This window comes from Actinoallomurus purpureus (assembly GCF_024055795.1).
Lineage (GTDB): Bacteria > Actinomycetota > Actinomycetes > Streptosporangiales > Streptosporangiaceae > Actinoallomurus > Actinoallomurus purpureus.
In genome coordinates this window covers 166307-183494 of record NZ_JAMXMY010000001.1, presented here as the reverse complement: position 1 = coordinate 183494, position 17188 = coordinate 166307, and the positions used below count along the sequence as shown (strand labels likewise).

The 17188-nt window shown below is 68.1% G+C and carries 15 protein-coding genes and 1 pseudogene; 7 read left to right on the top strand and 9 right to left on the bottom strand.

All coding sequences use genetic code 11. The features are described from left to right. Window positions 1–38 precede the first annotated feature (38 nt). Genes NE236_RS00785 through NE236_RS00775 form a run of 3 tightly spaced genes read right to left on the bottom strand, consistent with a single transcriptional unit; the run spans window position 39 to window position 1962 of the window. Window positions 39–800 carry an SDR family NAD(P)-dependent oxidoreductase gene (locus tag NE236_RS00785; RefSeq protein WP_252839798.1) on the bottom strand — a complete coding sequence of 254 codons (762 nt, stop codon included), beginning with the start codon at window positions 798–800 and terminating at the stop codon, window positions 39–41. Beyond that, window positions 797–1675, bottom strand: coding sequence for an SMP-30/gluconolactonase/LRE family protein (locus tag NE236_RS00780; protein WP_252839797.1), 879 nt, complete (start codon window positions 1673–1675; stop codon window positions 797–799). Before NE236_RS00780 ends, NE236_RS00785 begins: the two co-directional genes overlap by 4 nt. A gap of 5 nt (window positions 1676–1680) precedes the next feature. Further along, a complete protein-coding gene (locus tag NE236_RS00775) occupies window positions 1681–1962 on the bottom strand; it encodes a MarR family transcriptional regulator (protein WP_252839796.1) in 282 nt (93 codons plus the stop codon). Window positions 1963–2303: 341 nt separating this feature from the next. Between NE236_RS00775 and NE236_RS00770 the strand changes: the two genes are divergently transcribed. The 5 genes from NE236_RS00770 to NE236_RS00750 all read left to right on the top strand — a co-directional run bounded on the left by NE236_RS00770 (window position 2304) and on the right by NE236_RS00750 (window position 10410). Continuing rightward, entirely contained in the window at window positions 2304–3311 is a 1008-nt protein-coding gene (locus NE236_RS00770; protein WP_252839795.1) for a carbohydrate ABC transporter permease, read from the top strand. Between the two features lie 10 nt (window positions 3312–3321). Next, entirely contained in the window at window positions 3322–4230 is a 909-nt protein-coding gene (locus NE236_RS00765) for a carbohydrate ABC transporter permease (RefSeq protein WP_252839794.1), read from the top strand. After that, window positions 4227–6668, top strand: a complete 2442-nt coding sequence (locus NE236_RS00760) for a glycosyl hydrolase family 95 catalytic domain-containing protein (RefSeq protein WP_252839793.1) — start codon at window positions 4227–4229, stop codon at window positions 6666–6668. Before NE236_RS00765 ends, NE236_RS00760 begins: the two co-directional genes overlap by 4 nt. A gap of 73 nt (window positions 6669–6741) precedes the next feature. Then, window positions 6742–8100: an ABC transporter substrate-binding protein gene (locus tag NE236_RS00755; RefSeq protein ID WP_252839792.1), complete on the top strand. Its 1359-nt coding sequence runs from the start codon at window positions 6742–6744 to the stop codon at window positions 8098–8100. Between the two features lie 120 nt (window positions 8101–8220). Further along, window positions 8221–10410, top strand: a complete 2190-nt coding sequence (locus NE236_RS00750) for an alpha-galactosidase (RefSeq protein WP_252840507.1) — start codon at window positions 8221–8223, stop codon at window positions 10408–10410. A 234-nt stretch (window positions 10411–10644) separates the two neighbouring features. Here NE236_RS00750 and NE236_RS00745 read toward each other — a convergent pair. Beyond that, window positions 10645–10974, bottom strand: a pseudogene (locus tag NE236_RS00745) (non-canonical purine NTP pyrophosphatase); the annotation flags it as partial. Between NE236_RS00745 and NE236_RS00740 the strand changes: the two are divergent. Then, window positions 10903–11379: an NsdA family TPR-like regulatory protein gene (locus tag NE236_RS00740; protein WP_504915072.1), complete on the top strand. Its 477-nt coding sequence runs from the start codon at window positions 10903–10905 to the stop codon at window positions 11377–11379. The pseudogene NE236_RS00745 and the gene NE236_RS00740 overlap by 72 nt on opposite strands. Window positions 11380–11394: 15 nt before the next feature. After that, window positions 11395–11931, top strand: coding sequence for a GNAT family N-acetyltransferase (locus NE236_RS00735; protein WP_252839789.1), 537 nt, complete (start codon window positions 11395–11397; stop codon window positions 11929–11931). 385 nt (window positions 11932–12316) lie between these two features. Here NE236_RS00735 and NE236_RS00730 read toward each other — a convergent pair whose 3' ends face one another. The 5 genes from NE236_RS00730 to NE236_RS00710 are packed head-to-tail and all read right to left on the bottom strand — an operon-like array spanning window position 12317 to window position 17178. Beyond that, window positions 12317–13189, bottom strand: coding sequence for an amidohydrolase family protein (locus NE236_RS00730; protein ID WP_252839788.1), 873 nt, complete (start codon window positions 13187–13189; stop codon window positions 12317–12319). 13 nt (window positions 13190–13202) lie between these two features. Further along, on the bottom strand, window positions 13203–14207 hold the full coding sequence (locus NE236_RS00725) for an aldo/keto reductase (RefSeq protein WP_252839787.1): 1005 nt from the start codon (window positions 14205–14207) through the stop codon (window positions 13203–13205). Continuing rightward, on the bottom strand, window positions 14204–14581 hold the full coding sequence (locus NE236_RS00720; RefSeq protein ID WP_252839786.1) for a nuclear transport factor 2 family protein: 378 nt from the start codon (window positions 14579–14581) through the stop codon (window positions 14204–14206). The genes NE236_RS00725 and NE236_RS00720 overlap by 4 nt, the downstream gene beginning before the upstream one ends. Before the next feature lie 18 nt (window positions 14582–14599). Beyond that, the gene (locus tag NE236_RS00715; protein ID WP_252839785.1) at window positions 14600–15676 is read right to left on the bottom strand and encodes an ABC transporter permease; all 1077 of its coding nucleotides are present in this window, start codon (window positions 15674–15676) and stop codon (window positions 14600–14602) included. Next, a complete protein-coding gene (locus NE236_RS00710) occupies window positions 15673–17178 on the bottom strand; it encodes a sugar ABC transporter ATP-binding protein (RefSeq protein ID WP_252839784.1) in 1506 nt (501 codons plus the stop codon). The genes NE236_RS00715 and NE236_RS00710 overlap by 4 nt, the downstream gene beginning before the upstream one ends. Window positions 17179–17188 lie beyond the last annotated feature (10 nt).

Sequence of the window (17188 nt, the reverse complement as noted above, 5' to 3'; positions counted from 1 at the left end):
ATGCCGAAGGCGGCGCCGGTCACCACGGCGACGGTGGTTCATGAGTACGCCGTGCCGGGCAGCGAGCCGTCCATGGCGTATCCGCCGTCGACGTCGAGGCAGGCACCGGTGGTGTAGCGTGCCTCCTCGGACGCGAGGTAGCAGATGGCCGACGCCACCCACTCCGGCGGCGCGATCTCCCGCAGCGGGATCTTCGCCAGCAACGAGCGGACGATCTCCGGCGTGTAGATGGGTTCGCTCATCTTGGTCCGAGTGGCACCTGGGCGTACGCAGTTCACGGTGACGCCGTAGGGGGCCAGTTCTGAGGCCATCGTGCGGGTCATCGCCTCGAGCCCGCCCTTGGTCGCCGTGTAGGGCGCCGCATTCGGCTCGGATACCACGGCGTGGACCGACGAGACGTTGACGATGCGGCCCGGCGTACCGTTGTCCACCATGATGCGGGCGGCGGCCTGACTCAGGAAGAACGCGCCGGTCAGGTTCACCGCGACGACGCGATCCCAGTCAGCCCGGGTGACCTTGAGAAACGGCGCGATGTGCAGAATTCCGGCGACGTTGGCCAGCACGTCGACCCGTTGGAACTCCTCCCGCAGGTATGCCTCCAGCCGCTGTCCCGCATCCGGGTCGGCGACATCCAGGTCGACCAGGTGCAAACGCCCCTCGGGCTGGTCCGGCCACGGCTGGACGTGCTTCAGGTCGACGGCGACGACCGCGGCCCCTTCCTCCAGCAGCCGGATCGCCGTCGCCCGGCCGATGCCGGAGTCGGCGCCGGTGACCACGGCGACCTTCCCGCTGAATCTCATGCTGTGACCTCTCGTGCTGAGCGAAAAAGGGCCGACGGCCGTCCCGGGGTGTCGGCGACGCGCTGCAGCACCGACCCCGACAGCGGCCACTCGGCCAACTGGACCTCGCTGAGCCCGATCGACGCCGAGGTGATGTACATCGTGCGAAGGTCGGGCCCGCCGAAGACGACGCTCGTCGGGCGCAGGACCGGCACTGGCACCTGCTCGGCCACGGTGCCGTCAGGGGTGAAGCGGGTCACGTGGGCGCCGTCCCAGAAGGCGCACCACACGTCACCCTTCGCATCCACCCGCAGCCCATCGGGAATGCCCGAGATCGACGACGTATCGGCGAAGGCCTGACGGCCCGCGGCCGCCCCGGACTCGACGTCGAAGGCGTACCGGTAGATCACGTCGGCGCGGGAGTCCACGAAGTACATCCAGCGCCCGTCCGGCGACCAGTCGATGCCGTTGGAGCAGTAGAAGCCCTGGTCGACCACGGTGTACGCGCCGCTGCCGTCCAGCCGGTAGAGCCGGCCCACAGCGCGGGTCTCACCGTCCTCCAGCGAACCGGTCCAGAACCGTCCCGCCGGGTCGACCGATCCGTCGTTGAAACGGCAGGCCGGGCGATCCGCCTCAGGGTCGGCAAGGAAGGTCCGGTCGCCCGTGCGGACGTCGAGCAGGTGCCAGCCGGTGCGCATACCGGCGACGAGAACCTGTGGATCGTCGGTGAGACCGAGGCAGCCGACCTGTGCCTCGACCTCGATCCGCGTCGGCCGGTCGGCGCCGGAGGCCTGGGCGAAAACGATTCCGGCGACGATGTCCACCCAGTACAGGGTGTCGATCCGCGAGTCCCACAGCGGGCCCTCACCCAGCGTCGCCCGGCCATTCCAGAACACTGATGTCAAACTACGGCTCCCATCCGCCACGGCACGATCTCCTCGGTGCCGAATCCGAGCGCCTCGGACTTGCTCGGCGTACCCGATGCCATGTCCACCAATGCCTCGAACAACACGATTCCATAGCGGATCAGATCGTCCACCGGCGGCGACGGCGTCGCGGCCTTGGTGACAGCACCGGAGGACAGGCCCGTACGGCGACCGATCTCGGCCCGCGTAAGGGGACCGTGGGCGAGCAGGGTCCGGAAGACCAGCGTGGCGGCCGGGGCCTGGTTCGGAAGCTCCACCCGTCGATCATAGCCTTCCAGCGGAAGCTAACGGGTGGGTTCATCTTGTAATGCGATCGCCCCAGTAGCGCCATCTGCTGGAAACAATATGTTGACACTGGAAGCAAACGACTTCTAATCTGCTCCTACCCAGCACCCCGACCGGGGGCATCCCCGATGGCCGTGGCGTGAGCGACCCAGGCCCACGTCGTCGCCGTCTTCGAGCAAATCCGCCGTTTTACGAATTTCCGTCCTGAGCCTCAGCTCGCGCATGCCCAAAGGTCGGGTGCGCCCCTTCTCCGGCTGCGCCGGGCCGTTCGGCCCCCTCATTCATCGACACGTTCACGCGAAAGGAGAGCGCGATGGCGGCGATTCCAGAGCAGGACGCGCACGCGCCGGCGAAGCTGCTCGCCACGGGTACCGGCACCGCCGGTGGCCTCGGCGCCCCGCGACGCCGACCAGGCGGGCGCGGGGCCGGCCGACGGGCGGGACCGGCCGCCGCTCGCCGCCGGGACGCCCCGGTGGCCTGGCTGTTCATCCTCCCTGCCCTGGTCGGCTTCCTGGTCTTCGTCGCCTATCCGACGCTGCGCGGGGTCTACCTCAGCTTCACCGACTTCCACGTCCTCACGCCGCCGAAGTGGGTGGGCCTGGCCAACTTCCGGGAGCTGGTCTCCGACGGAACCTTCTGGCACTCGCTCGGCGTGACCGCCTATTTCGTGCTGCTGTCGGTGGTCTTCGGGATCCTCGTCTCGCTGGTCACCGCGGTGATCCTCCACCGCCTCACCAGATCGACGGTGATCAGGGGCCTGATCCTGCTGCCGTTCCTCATCTCCGGTGTCGTGGCGGCGCTCGTGTGGGCGTGGATGCTCGACCCGCAGCTCGGCATCGTCAACATCGTCATCTACCAGCTGACCGGCCACCGGATCCTGTTCCTCGGCGCGGGCGGCTGGGCCATCCCCTCGATCGCGATGATCAGCATCTGGAAGTCGATGGGGTACAACGCGGTGCTCATCTTCGCCGGTCTGCAGACCATTCCCGAACAGGTTTACGAGGCCGGCCGGCTGGACGGCGCCAGCGAGACGCAGATGTTCCGGCGCCTCACGGTACCGCTGCTGCGCCCGATCCTCGTCATGGTCGTGGTCCTGCAGATGATCAGTTCTTTCCAGGTCTTCGACCTCGTCCAGGTGACGACCCAGGGCGGCCCGGCCAACGCCTCCAACGTGCTGCAGATGTACATCTACCGGAAGGCCTTCGGGGAGCTCGACTTCGGGTACGCGGCGACGATGTCGCTGGCCCTGTTCGTGATGCTCATGGCGATCACATTCCTGCAGCTGCGCATCGCCCGCGCCAATGAGTCGGATCTGAGCTGAGGAGGCCGGTATGCCCGTGACAACAGCCCGTACGGTGCGGCGCACACGGTGGTCCGTCGGCCGCCTGGCGGCGTGGGTCTACATCGCCGCCATCATCGTCCTCACGATATTTCCGTTCTACTGGATCCTGCGGACGGCGCTGTCGAACAACCACGCGCTGCCGACCGACCCGTCGTCGCCGCTGCCGGTGGGGTTCACGCTCGGCGCGTTCAAACGGGCGCTCGGGATCGCAAGCCCTGCCGAGGCGGTCACGCAAGGCGGTTCCGGCGCCTCCCTCGACACGGCGCTCTACCTGCGCAACTCGGTGATCTACGCCTCGCTGCTGACCGTCTGCGTCGTCTTCTGCTCGGCGCTCGCGGCGTACGCGTTCGCGCGGCTGCGCTGGAAGGGACGCAACGTCGTCTTCGCAGTGCTGCTGTCCGCGCTGATGGTCCCGGGCATCTTCCTGCTGCTGCCGAACTTCGTGCTCGTCAAGAATCTCGGGCTGACCAACACGTTCGCCGGGATGATCCTGCCGGGCGCGTTCTTCTCCGCGTTCAACATCTTCTTCCTGCGGCAGTTCATGCTGGGCCTCAGCACCGAGGTCGAGGAGGCGGCGCTCATCGACGGCGCCGGTCCGGTCCGCGTCTTCTTCAGGATCATCCTGCCGATGACCGCCGCGCCGATCGCGACCCTGTCGCTCCTGACCTTCATCACCACCTGGAACGACTACCTCTGGCCGCTGCTCGTCACCAACGACGACAGCGTGCGGCCGCTGACCCTCGCGCTCGCCGTCTTCAGGCAGTCCTCGCCGCAGACCGCACCGGACTGGGCGGGACTGATGGCGGCCACCCTGATCGCCGCGCTGCCGATGCTCCTGCTGTTCATCGTCTTCGGCCGGCGCCTTGTCAACTCCATCAGCTTCACGGGAATCAAATGAGCAACGAACCACGGGATGACCGTCACTCCGGCGACCTGCTCCTGTCGTGGCCGCGGCCGGCCGCCGGCTTCTTCGAGGCGGCACCGGTCGGCAACGGACGGCTCGGCGCCATGGTGTTCGGCGGCCTCCATCGTGCCAGGTTCCAGGTCAACGACTCGACGGTCTGGTCGGGGACACCGGACGGCCCCGACGCGGGGCTCGCCGAGGTCCTCGCCGCCGGCGCCGGTCCAAAACGGCTGGACGAGGTCCGCCAGGCCGTCCGCGCGGAGGACTACCGGCGGGCCGAGGCCCTGCTGATGTCATTCGAGGGCCGCTACACCCAGGAGTACCTGCCGTACGTCGACCTGTGCATGTCGCTGGCCGCGGACGGTGACGCCGAGTACCTGGGCCGGACGCTGAACCTGGACGACGGCGTCGTCGGCGAGACCATGCGCTTCGGCGCCCGTACGGTCCGGCGGTCCACCTGGGCGAGCCGGCCGGCCCAGGCGATCTGCGTGGCCGTCGCCGTCGAGGGCGGCGTGGTCGACATGAGTCTGGAGCTGTCGTCTCTGCTCCGGGTGGTGCGCCGGACGGCGGACGCCTCCGGGTTCGACCTGGGCGTCGAGATCCCCGTCGACGGCGCGCCGCTCCACGAGCCGAGCGTCGCCGAGCCATTGCGCTACGCCGACACGCCGCCCGACGGGTACGACCCGTTCGGCGCGGTCGCCGTCCGGATCGACACGGACGGCACGGTGGCCGTCGAGAGAGACGTCTGGTCGGTACGTGGGATGTCGCGTGCCCTCATCACCCTGGCCAGTTCGACGAGCCCGGCCGACGTCTGGACGGGGAATCCGGCGGTCACGCGGGAGCGGCACCACGAGCGTGCCGCGCGCACCGCGAGGTCGGCCCGCGCGACGGGCGCCGACGCGTTGCTCCGCGCCCACAGTGCGGACCTGCGCGAGCTGCTGGGCACGACGAGCCTCACGGTCGGCGCCCGCCGCGCCGGAACGTTCGACGTACGGTCCGACGTGCTCTCCGGTCACGACGAGGGGCTCGTCGCGACGGTGATCTTCCAGCTGGGCCGGTACCTGCTCGCGTCGGCGTCCCGGCCGGGCGGCGGGCCGCCGGCCAACCTTCAGGGCATGTGGAACGCCGAGCTGCGCCCGCCCTGGTCGTCGAACTACACGATCAACATCAACACGGAGATGAACTACTGGGGCGCCGAGACCGCCGGTCTCAGCGAGTGCCACGAGCCGCTCTTCGCCCTCATCGAGCGGCTCCGCGCGAACGGGAGCCGCGTCGCCCGCGAGCTGTACGACTGCCGCGGCTGGGTGGCGCACCACAACACCGACATGTGGGGCTGGGCGCTGCCCGTGGGCATGGGACACAGCGACCCGTCCTGGGCGATCTGGATGATGGGCGGCGTCTGGCTGGCCCAGCACCTGTGGGACCGCTTCGACTTCACCCGCGACACCGCCTTCCTCCGCGAACGGGCCTGGCCGACACTGCGCGCCTGCGCGGAGTTCTGCCTCGACTGGCTGGTCGAGGCCGAGGACGGCGGCCTGGACACCGTGCCCTCCACGTCACCGGAGAACCACTTCATCTCCCGCCACGGCACTCCGGAGGCGCTGTCGGTCTCGACGACGATGGACATGGCGCTCATCCGCGCGCTGTTCACGCGGTGCCTGGAGGCCGCCCGGATCGCGGGCCTGGACGACGACCCGGTCTGCGCGGAGATCAGGGCCGCGCTGCCACGGCTGCGCCCGCCGCGGCTCACGCCGGACGGACGGCTGCGGGAATGGGGTGCGGACCACCCCGACGAGGATCCGGCCCACCGGCACGTATCGCACCTGGTCGGTGTCCATCCGCTCGGGCAGATCGACTTGGAGACGACGCCCGACCTCGCGGCGGCGGCACGCGTGCTGGACGTGCGCGGGCCCGGCGCGATGGGCTGGTCCTGGTCATGGAAGATCGCGCTGCGCGCCCGGCTCGGCGACGCCGCGACGGCCCGGAGCCTGTTCCTGGAGGCGACCCGCCCGTTCCCCGGTGACCCGGCGGTACTCGCGCCGCCCGAAGGCTCGGAGTGGGGCGGCCTGCTGCCGAATCTCTTCAGCACCCATCCGCCGTTCCAGATCGACGGCAACTACGGCCTCATGGCGGCGCTCGCGGAAATGGTCGTGCAGAGCCACGGCGGCGCCATCCAGCTGCTTCCGGCCGTCCCCGGCGAGTGGCCCGACGGATCGGCGCGGGGCCTGCGCTGCCGCGGCGGATGGGCGGTCGACCTCACCTGGCGTCGCGGCGCGCTGGTCTCCTGCGCCGTCCGCAACACGGTGCCCGGCGGCGCGCGCACCGTACGGATTCGCCACGGCCGGGCGGCGGCCGAGCTCACGCTGGCGGGACACGAGGAGGTCCGGCTCGGACCAGCGCTGGAGGAGGCCGACAGGGCGGCATATCGGTGATCGCCGATCTCGGGGACCCAGATACGTCGGGGGAGATGACCGCGCACGCAGGTCGTGCGGGAAGCGAGGAACAATGAGGATACGGAATCTGTTCGCGATCGCCGCGGCGGTGGCGCTGGCGACGGCCGGCTGCGGCAGCGGTGGTGGCGGCGCCTCCGGGGCGAAGACCATCAACTGGTGGACATGGGACGACAAGCAGGCCCAGGCGTATCAGACGTGCGCCACGACGTTCGAAAAGGCGAATCCCGGCGTCACGGTGAAGATCTCCCAATATGACGTCCAGGACTACTTCACGAAACTGACCTCTGGATTCGTCTCCGGGAACGCCCCCGACGCCTTCCAGAACAGCGTGCAGTACTTCCCGACGTACGCGAGCCAGGGACAGCTGAAACCGCTCGACGACTTCATCGCCAAGAACCGTTTCGACCTGTCCCGGTTCTCGGTCGGCGTCAACTCGTGGAAGTACACGGACGGCAAACAGTACGGTCTCCCGCTGGACTGGGCCGCGACCGCCATCTACTACAACAAGGACATGCTGGCCAAGGCCGGCTACACCGCCAAAGACGTCGAATCGCTGACCTGGAACCCCGACAACGGCGGGGCGTTCGACAAGATGGCCGCGCACCTGACGGTCGACACGAAGGGCAGGCGCGGCGACCAGCCCGGCTTCGACAAGTCGCGCATCGCCACGTACGGGACGGGCCTGCTGAACACCGGCGACTACATCGGGCAGACGACCTGGAGCTCCTTCGTCTCCACACTCGGCTGGAAGATGAGTGACAAGGACAACTGGCCCACGCGGTTCAACTATGACGACCCCCGGTTCGTCAAGAGCATGGGCTACTTCCGCAGCCTCGCGGACCGCGGCTTCGAGCCGAAGTTCGGCCAGTTCACCTCGGGGAACGGCCAGGCCATCATCAGCGACATCGACCTGCTCGGCTCCGGCAAGGTCGCGATGGAGACGTCCGGCTCGTGGAACGTGGCGAGCTTCGCCAAACTGCCCAAGGTCAAGGTGGGCATCGCGCCGACCGTGCTCGGCCCCGATGGCAAGACCCGGAAGGTGCTGAGCAACTCCAACGGCAACAACATCTGGGCCGGCACCAAGAACCCCGACCTGACGTGGAAGTGGGTCTCCTACATGGGTTCGGATGCCTGCCAGACGATGGCGGGCAAGAGCGGCACGTTCTTCCCGTCGATCCCCGCCTCGATGGACGCCTCGGCCCAGGCGCTCGCCGGCCAGGGCGTGGACCTGTCGGTGTTCATCCAGATGATGAAGCGCGGTGAGCTGTACCCGAACGTCGTGCACACGAACGGCGCCGCGATCGAGGCCGCGATCAAACCGCAGCTCGAGGCGTACTTCTCCCACCAGCGCAATGACGACGTCTTCCCGGGGTTGGCGCAGAAGAGCCAGCAGCTCCTGGCAAAGAAGTAGCGCAACGGCGCCCGGCACGGTGCCATCGTCCCCACAGGCGCCGTACCGCGCCGGGCGCCGCCCTGCGGCCGTCCGCCGCATGAGTCCACATCCGGCTTCACATCGGGGAGAGGCGTGACCATGCATGTCCCGAACATCGTCCAGCTGCGCGCGGGCGGCACCAGCGTCGTCGTGGAGCTGGCCGAACCGGTTCCCAGGGTGCTCCACTGGGGTGAGGACCTCGGCGAGCTGTCCGACGACGCGCGTGCCGCGCTGCGGCTGACGGCCGAGCCCGCGGTCCTGAACAACTCTCCCGACGTGCCGAGACACCTGTCCATCTGGCCGACGGAGGCCGAGGGATGGTCGGGCACGCCGGCGCACGAGGGACATCTCGACGGAACGGCGACCGCCCCGCGCCCGCGCCTCACCGAGGCGCGGCACCGGCCGCTTCCGGACGGCAGCGCCGAGCTCGTCATGACGCTCGCCGACGACATCTCCGATGTCGACATCGTGGTCGGCTACCGGCTCGGTGCCTCAGGCGTCCTGGCCGTCGACGCGGCCGTGACCCGCCGTGCCACGGCGCGGAGCGAGGGGCGCTACCAGCTCGGAGGCGTGTCCACTCTCCTGCCATTGCCCCGGCGGGCCGGCGAGATCCTCGACTTCACCGGCAAGTGGTGCCGGGAGCGGGCGCCGCAGCGCCGGCCGCTCTCCTTCGGCGGCCACGTCCGGGAGGTCCGGCGGGGGAAGCCGGGCCACGACTCCCCGTACCTGATGGTCGCCGGCGTGCCCGGCTTCGGCTTCCGGTACGGCGAGGTCTGGGGCGTGCACGTGGGGTGGAGCGGGAACCAGCGGTATCTGGTCGAGCAGCTGCCGGAGGGCGCGGGCGTGCACGCGGCCGTTCTCGGCGGCGGTGAGCTGCTCAAACCGGGCGAGATCGCGCTGGGCCCCGGGGAGACCTACCGGACGCCCGTCTGCTACTTCGCCTGGTCCGACGCCGGCCTGGACGGGCTCGCCGACCGCTTCCACGACATGCTCCGGGCCCGGCCGGCCCATCCGACCGACCCCCGGCCCCTGACGTTGAACACCTGGGAGGCGGTCTACTTCGACCACGACCTGAATCGGCTGACCGCACTGGCGGACCGTGCCGCCGAGATCGGGGTCGAGCGGCTCGTGCTCGACGACGGCTGGTTCCGCGGCCGGCGCGACGACACCGCCGGTCTCGGGGACTGGTTCGTGGACGAGAAGGTCTGGCCGCACGGGCTGGCGCCGCTGGTCGACCACGTCCACGGGCTCGGCATGCAGTTCGGCCTCTGGTTCGAACCCGAGATGATCAACCTCGAGTCCCGGCTGGCCCGCGAGCACCCCGACTGGGTCCTCGGCCCGTCCGCCGGTCTCGGCCCGTCGGCCCGGCACCAGTACGTGCTGAACCTCGCCGACGAGCGGGCGTGGTCCTACATCCTGGAACGCGTCGACGCGCTCGTCGGCCGGTACGCGATCGACTACCTGAAGTGGGACCACAACCGCGACCTGCACGAGGCGGTGTTCCGTGACGCCACCGGCGCCGACCGGCCTGCGGTGCACGCGCAGACCGTGGCGCTGTACCGCCTGCTCGACGCCCTGAAGGAGAGGCATCCGGCACTGGAGGTCGAGTCGTGTGCGGGCGGTGGCGGGCGCGTCGACCTGGGGATCCTCGCGCGTACCGACCGCGTCTGGGCCTCCGACTGCAATGACCCGGTCGAACGCCAGGCGATCCAGCGCTGGACCGGTCAGTTGCTGCCTCCCGAGCTCGTCGGCGCGCATGTCGGCGCTGCGGAGGCGCACACCACACGGCGGGTGACCTCGGACTCGTTCCGCCTGATCACCGCGCTGTTCGGGCACGCCGGCATCGAGGCGGACCTCACGCGGTGCTCCCCGGAGGAGCTGGAGCGGCTGGCGTCGTGGGCGGCGCTGTACCGGGAGTTCCGTCCGCTGCTGCACCATGGCCGGGTGGTCCGCGCGGACACCGGTGACGACGCGACGATCCTGCACGGCGTGGTCGCGCGCGACCGGACGAGCGCGCTGTACTGCTGGGCCCGCCTGGCCACGTCCCCCGAGGGGCAGTCGGGCCGGGTGCGGCTGCCAGGGCTGGACGAGGCCGCCGACTACCGCGTACGGATCCGGACCGACGTCGGGCACCCCGACGCACACCAGGCGGCGCCGCCCGCGTGGGTCGCCCAGGCGATCGGCGAGTGGGTCGCCCTTCCCGGCGCGGTCCTCGCCCGGACCGGCGTTCCCCTGCCCACGCTCAACCCCGAACAGGCCATGCTGATCGAGGTACACGCCTCGACGTGAGGAGGGCGCCGTGGCGTCGCGGTCCGAGGAGGTCGCTCGAGAAACCGTCACAACGAACAAAAACGCCCGCTCTTGGCCACTTGACCGGCCCTGTTCCTTCAGGGATAACCTGGGGATTCTCGGGCTGACACTGCGTCGGGAGCATGCCCCGCACAGCGGCCACACGGCGGAGGCAGTGACCAGGTGGGGCCTGTCACCCGCCGTCCGAGCTACCGCGACGCGAGGATAGACCGATCAGTTAAAGAAGTTCAGGGCCTTTCGTAGCGCATCAACAGCTAGTCGCCGATGCGATACCGCGTTCTTCTCCTCGCTCGACATCTCGGCGAAGGTTCGATTGTGGCCGTCAGGGATGAATATGGGGTCGTAGCCGAACCCGCCATTGCCGCGTAGCTCGGAGGTCAGTGTTCCATTCAGGATGCCGGTGAAGACCTGAACACCTGTATCGTCCGCGTATCCGATAGCCGTCGTTACGGTGGCGCGACGGTTGGTTAGATTTGCGGCCATCTGCGGAAGGCGCTCGCTGCGGCATCGCTCGGCAATCACGCGGAATTCAAAGATGCACGAGCGAACGCCTGGCGTCTACTTGAGAAGTCTCGCAAGGAGGATCAACCGGCGTGGTTTAATTTCTTCGATGAACGGGAGTTGATGGGTCTAGAGGCTTTGGGGCTGATGCAATTCGGGCGTTACACGGAGGCTGTAGATATCCTTGGCGCAGTCGTCGCCCAGCAGAGAACCTATCTCCGCAATAAGGCGTACTACGCGGTCATGCTGGCAGATGCCCTCATTGGTGCCGGCGAGCCCGAAGGGGCAGCTTTGACGCTGCGAGAATCACTCCCAACCTTTACCGAGGTAACGTCGGCGCGTACGTTCGACAACTTGAATAAAGTCCGGAGCGGCTGGCGACCGTTTATAACGAGCAATCAAGAGGTCGCCGAATGTGACGCTATTTTTGATGACCTGTTGGCTTAAGGCTAGGTGACGACCATGACTAACGTCTCAGTGCGCCAAATGAACGGTGAACAAACCGTCCCTCTCCTCGGTGAACTGGCAGACGTCTATCTCGTTGCCTATGCCGACGATCCGGAAATCGGTCATTCGATCTATGCCCGAGACTCCTTTATCGAGCGGACTCACCGGCAAGCCGGGTCGCCAGGGTTCAAACTTGTTGCGGCATATGCCAACGATGAGATTGCAGGGTTTAGCTTTGGGTTGCCCTTCTCCCCCGGGCGTTGGTGGCGCGGCGAATCGCATACGTTGCCCCCGGCTGACATCCTGGCTGCCGAGAAATTGGCGGTGATTGAGCTAGTAGTGGCTCCCGCCTTTCGGGGGCGGGGTTTGGCGACACAACTTATGCGTTGTGTATTCGAAGGGCGCTCAGAGCCATATGCCATGCTGCTTGCCGACCAGAGCGGACATGCCCGATCAATCTACGATCGTTGGGGTTGGCGGGCAGTGCAGCGCCTACAACCGGCTCCCGACGTCGCGGCGCTGGATGTCCTTGTGCTTTCTCTCCGTCCCTGACAGTTACGCAGGAACTCTCCGTTGGATGACGGACAGGACTGTTTATGGTTCGGCCGGAAGCGGATTCGGCGCGGGCGACTACCGGTGCCCTGAGGATGCTCTCAAGCTCGACGGCCGCCGAGGACGCTACGTCACGGCCCTGATTCGATCGCCATAGGTGCGGCGGCGGGTGATGCCCAGGCGATGGCTCGATCAGCCGGTCGCGCGCACCAGCCGCTTGAGCTTTACCCACACCCCTCCACATGTTTCGCCTCGCTGCCCAACCCGACCTCCGCGCAGACGTCCTTGCAGGTGACCGGCCCGGACGCAGAGGCGCCGAAGCGCCACAGCCTCGCAGCATCCCCGACCACGAGGTCGCTGACATTCCGGACCGGTGAGCGGACCTTCAGCCCTTGGGGCGGTCCCCCAGACGGTAGAAGGCGTGAGCCGTGCCGCCGAAGAGCGCCGCGGTCTCGGCCGCGCTCAACGTGCCGATGGCGGCGGTCAGCCCCTCGATGACGGACTGGTACGTACCGGCGAGCAGGCAGACGGGCCAGTCGGATCCGAACATGAGGCGGTCCGCGCCGAACCACTGGTGAATACGAGTGACGAACGGCCGGAGATCGTCAGGGGTCCAGGCGCTCCAATCCGCCTCAGTGATCATGCCGGAGAGCTTCACCATCACGTTGGGGCATTGCGCGAGAACTGGCATCGACTCGGCCCACAGCTCGTCAGTGCCCGCGGCGATCGTCGGTTTGGCGATGTGGTCGACGACGACGTTCAGCTCCGGCAACGCCCTGACCGTCTCGACCGCCGCCGGTAGTTCCCGCGCACGTACCAGAAGGTCGTAGCCGAGACCACGATCGGCCACGGCTCGCAGGCCCCGGCGCACGTCGTCACGGCACAACCAGTTCGGATCGGGCTCGTCATGTACTTGATGGCGGATCCCGACGAGGAACCGGCCGTCATCGCCGGTGAGGAGGGCGTCCAGGGCGTCTCCCACGGCCGGCGAGGTGAGGTCGACCCAGCCGACGACTCCGCGGACGAACGGCGTCGAGGCCGCGATCTGGAGGAACTCCCGGGTCTCGTTCTCGTCCGACACGGTCTGGACGAGAATGGTGCCGGTGATGTCGGCGGCATCGACCAGGGGCTGCATGTCACTCGGCCCGAACGCTCTCCGTACGGGGTCCAGCTCCGGGCCGGCCATCCACGGGTAGGTGTAGCGGCGCGGATCCCAGAAGTGGTGGTGGGCGTCGATACGCTCGGTGCGATCGTCCATCGGGTGAGCCTCTCTACTCTGGGCAGGGTGCGTCGGGTCGGATCAGGTCCGCCGCGCGAAGGTCGGCCCAGAGGGCCGAGGGGATGTCGACGGACAGCAGCCCGAGATCCATGTCGAGTTCGTCGAGTGATCTGGGCCCGAGGAGCACGCTGCACACCTGCGGGTGGGCAAGCGGGAACTGCACGGCGGCGGCGGCCATCGGGACGTCGTGACGGTCGCAGATGCCGCGGATGCGGCGCGCGCGGTCGATGACCTCCGGGGATGCGGGGACGTAGTCGAAGGTCGTGCCCGGCTCCGGGTCGATGAGTATGCCGCTGTTGAAGACTCCCCCGACGACGACCGAGGTGGTGCGCCGGGCGCACATGGGAAGAAGCTCGTCCATCCCGCTCTGGTCGAGCAACGTGTATCGGCCGGCGAGGAGGATGACGTCGAGGTCGCACTCGCGGACGAGTTCCGTCAGGACCGGGGTGCGGTTCATGCCCGCGCCGATCGCCTGAACCCTGCCGTCGGCCCGGAGCTCGCTCAGCGCCTTGTACGCGGTGGTGCTCGCCTGCTCGAAGTGCTCGTCGGGGTCGTGCAGGTGGAGGATGTCGAACCGATCCACCCCGACCCGCCGCATGCTCTCTTCTACGGACTGGCGGATGCCGTTCTCGCTGAAGTCCCATACGGGGGCGGCGGACGGGACGTCCTTGTAGAAGGGCTCCCCGTCGAAGTATTGGCTCTCATCACGGGGAGCGCCTTCGCGCAGGAGCCTGCCGACCTTGGTGGAGATCACGAGCTCGTCTCGAGGATTGTCGGCGATCGCCGCTCGGACGCGCTGTTCGGCGAGGCCGTGTCCGTACAGCGGGGCGGTGTCGAGGTAACGGATGCCGCGTTCCAGCGCCTGTGCGATGACCGCCGTGGCGTCTTCGTCGCTGATGGGGCGCAGGAAGTTGCCGAGTGCGGCGGTTCCGAGGCCGATCCGTGGAATGCGCAGCCCGGTATCGCCGATCTGTACGGTCGTGTGCGGGTCGATCATCGGCGGCCTCCTGGCGTCGGGAACTGCGTGGGGTCGAAGTAGGCGCGGACCGAGTCGAATCTGCCGTCGCGTACGCGCACGACATTGACGCCTCGGATCGGGATCCGCGCGCCGTCGTGGTCGATGAGGACCGCTTCCCATTCGAGGCACGCCTCGTCGCCGGAGCCGATCTCGTGGGTGATGGTGACTTCCAGGCCGGGGAAGGTGTCGCCCATCGCGTCGTAGAAGGTGCGGATCTCGGTGTGGCCGTTGAGCGGACCGGATACGGGATGGAAGACGGCGTCCTCATGGAAGTGGGACAGGATACGCGCGATGTCCCGGCTTTCTTCGGCGCGCCAGTAGGACTCGGACACTTGTCGTGGGGTGGCGGGCATGGGCGAGTTCCTCCTTCGCTAGTTGCTGCCGTGGGCTTGGCGCTGGGAGCGCCTTTCGAAACGCTGCCGTCTCAGGATGTTGCCCCAGGTATGCCGGAACACCTCGTCGACGCCGACGGCGAAGATGAGCACGCCGCCTTGGACGATGTACTGATAGAACGTCGACACGCCCAGCAGGTTGAGGCCGTTGTTCAGGACGCCCACGATCAGGACGCCGACGATCGAACCGATGATCTTTCCCTGTCCTCCGGTGATGGCGGTACCGCCGAGGACCACGGCGACGATGACGTCGAACTCGAAGCCGGTGCCGGAGTTGGGGTCGCCGGTGGCGATGCGGGAGTTCAAGAGGATGCCCGCGACACCTGCGGCGAGGCCGGAAAGGATGTAGAGGGTGACTCGGGTGCGGTTGATCGGGATGCCCGAGAGGCGTGCGGCCTCCTGATTGCCGCCGCTGGCGACGGTCCACCGGCCGAGGATGGTCTTGCGCTCGACGAAGATCATGACGAGGGCGATCACAGCGAAGATCACGACGGGGACCGGGATCGGTCCCACGTCCGAGGTCGCCAGGTCGTTGAAGGAGAACGGCACGCCGGTGACCGGGGACCCGCCGGCGACGACGTTCGCCAAGCCGCGGCCGATGTACATGGTGCCGAGAGTCGTGATCACTGGGTTGATCTTCATCCCGACGATGAGGAAGGCGTTGAGGGCTCCGATGACGCCGCCGGCCAGGGCACCCATGAGGAACGCCCATCCGAGGGGCCAGTGGGCATCGGCGACGAACTTGGCGGCGGTGACGCCGGCGACGGCGATGATGGAGCCGACGGACAGGTCCAGGCCGCCGGCGACCATGACGGGAGTGACCAGGCACGCGGATATGCCGATGAAGGAGACCTGGCCGAGGACGTTGGTGATGTTCTGGGACGTCGTGAACTGGCTGGTCGCGAACGACAGCCACACGCTCAGGGCGATGAGGATACCGAGGTTCATGACCAGCGTCTTGCTCGTCGGCCGGGCGAACCAGATCCCCAGCCCGGACCCGATCGAGGACCTTCGCGCCGGGACGACGTCGGCGGCGGTGCGTTCCAGACCGGTCATGCCGCCTCCCCGTGCGCGGCGCGTAGCAACGCTTGTTCGGACACGTCATCGCTGGTGTAGGTGGCCGCGACCGCACCGTGGAAGAGGACGATGACGCGATCGGACAGGCCGAGTACCTCGGGCACTTCGGAGGACAGCAGCAGGACCGCCGTGCCATCGGCGGTGAGCTCCGAGATGAGACGGTAGATCTCCTCCTTGGCGCCGATGTCGACTCCGACGGTGGGATCGTCGAGGATCAGCAGCCTGGAGTTGCCGAGCATCCATCGGCCGAGAACGACCTTCTGCTGGTTTCCGCCGGAGAGCGCCGCGATGCTCTGGCCCGCCGATGCCGCCTTGAGCCGAACCCGCCGGGCCATCTCCTCGACGAGGTGCCGGCGCCGCCGGTTACGGATGACCCCCCACCTGGTGTAGAGCCACGGCCGCCCCGAGCTCATGTTGTCCGTGATCGACAGCAGCGGGAACATCGCCTGGGTGGTGCGTTCCTCCGGCACGAGGCCGATGCCCGCGCGGGCGGCTCGATAGGGATTCCGCTTGCGGCCGGTGGGCGCGGTGGGTGTCTCGATCAGGCCGCTGCCGATCGGGTCGGCCCCGTAGACGGCGCGGGCGAGTTCGGTACGGCCGGAGCCGAGCAGTCCGTAGACGCCGAGGATCTCGCCGGCGTGCAGGTCGAAGCCGACTCCCTGGAGCCCGGTCGGGGTGGTCAGGTCCCGTACCCTGAGCACGACCTCCTCGCGTGCGTCGGAGGTCTTGCGGAAGACGTGAGAGGCGTCGCGGCCGATCATCAGCTGGATGACGTCGGCGGTGCTGGTCTCGGCGGCGATTCTGGTGCCGACGGTTCGGCCGTCGCGCAGGACGGTCAGCCGGTCGCTGACGGAGAGCACCTCTTCCAGCCGGTGCGAGACGTAGATGATGCCGATGCCGCTGTCGCGTAGCTCGAGCAGTACCTGATGCAGGTGCTCCACCTCTTCGGTTCCCAGCGAGGCGGTGGGCTCGTCGAGGATCAGCAGCTTCGTCTCCTGCAGCAGCGCTCGGGCGATCTCGACGAGCTGCCGTTCGCCGGCGCGCAGGCTCGCGGCGGTCCGGTTCAGGTCGATGCGCATGCCCAGACGAGCCAGGACCTCGTGGGTCGCCTCTCGCTGCCGGCCGTCGCGCAGATAGCCGAACAGCCGTTGCTCGTTGCCGAGTACGACGTTCTCCGCGACGGTCAGCTGCGGGACCAGGTTGGCGTGCTGGAAGATGACGCTGATGCCGCGGTTCATCGAGTCGGCGCGCGAGCCGAACTCGACGGCCGCTCCGTCGAACGTGATCGTTCCCGAGTCCGGCCTGACGGCGCCGGCGAGGGTCTTGATCAGGGTGGACTTACCGGCTCCGTTCTCGCCCAGGAGCGCGTGGATCTCGCCGCGGCCGACCACGAGGTTCGCACCTCGCAGTGCCTGCACGCCGTCGTAGCTCTTGGTCAGCTCGTCGATCACGAGCAGGTCGGTGCCGCTCGCCGTGTCCATCGTGGCTCCT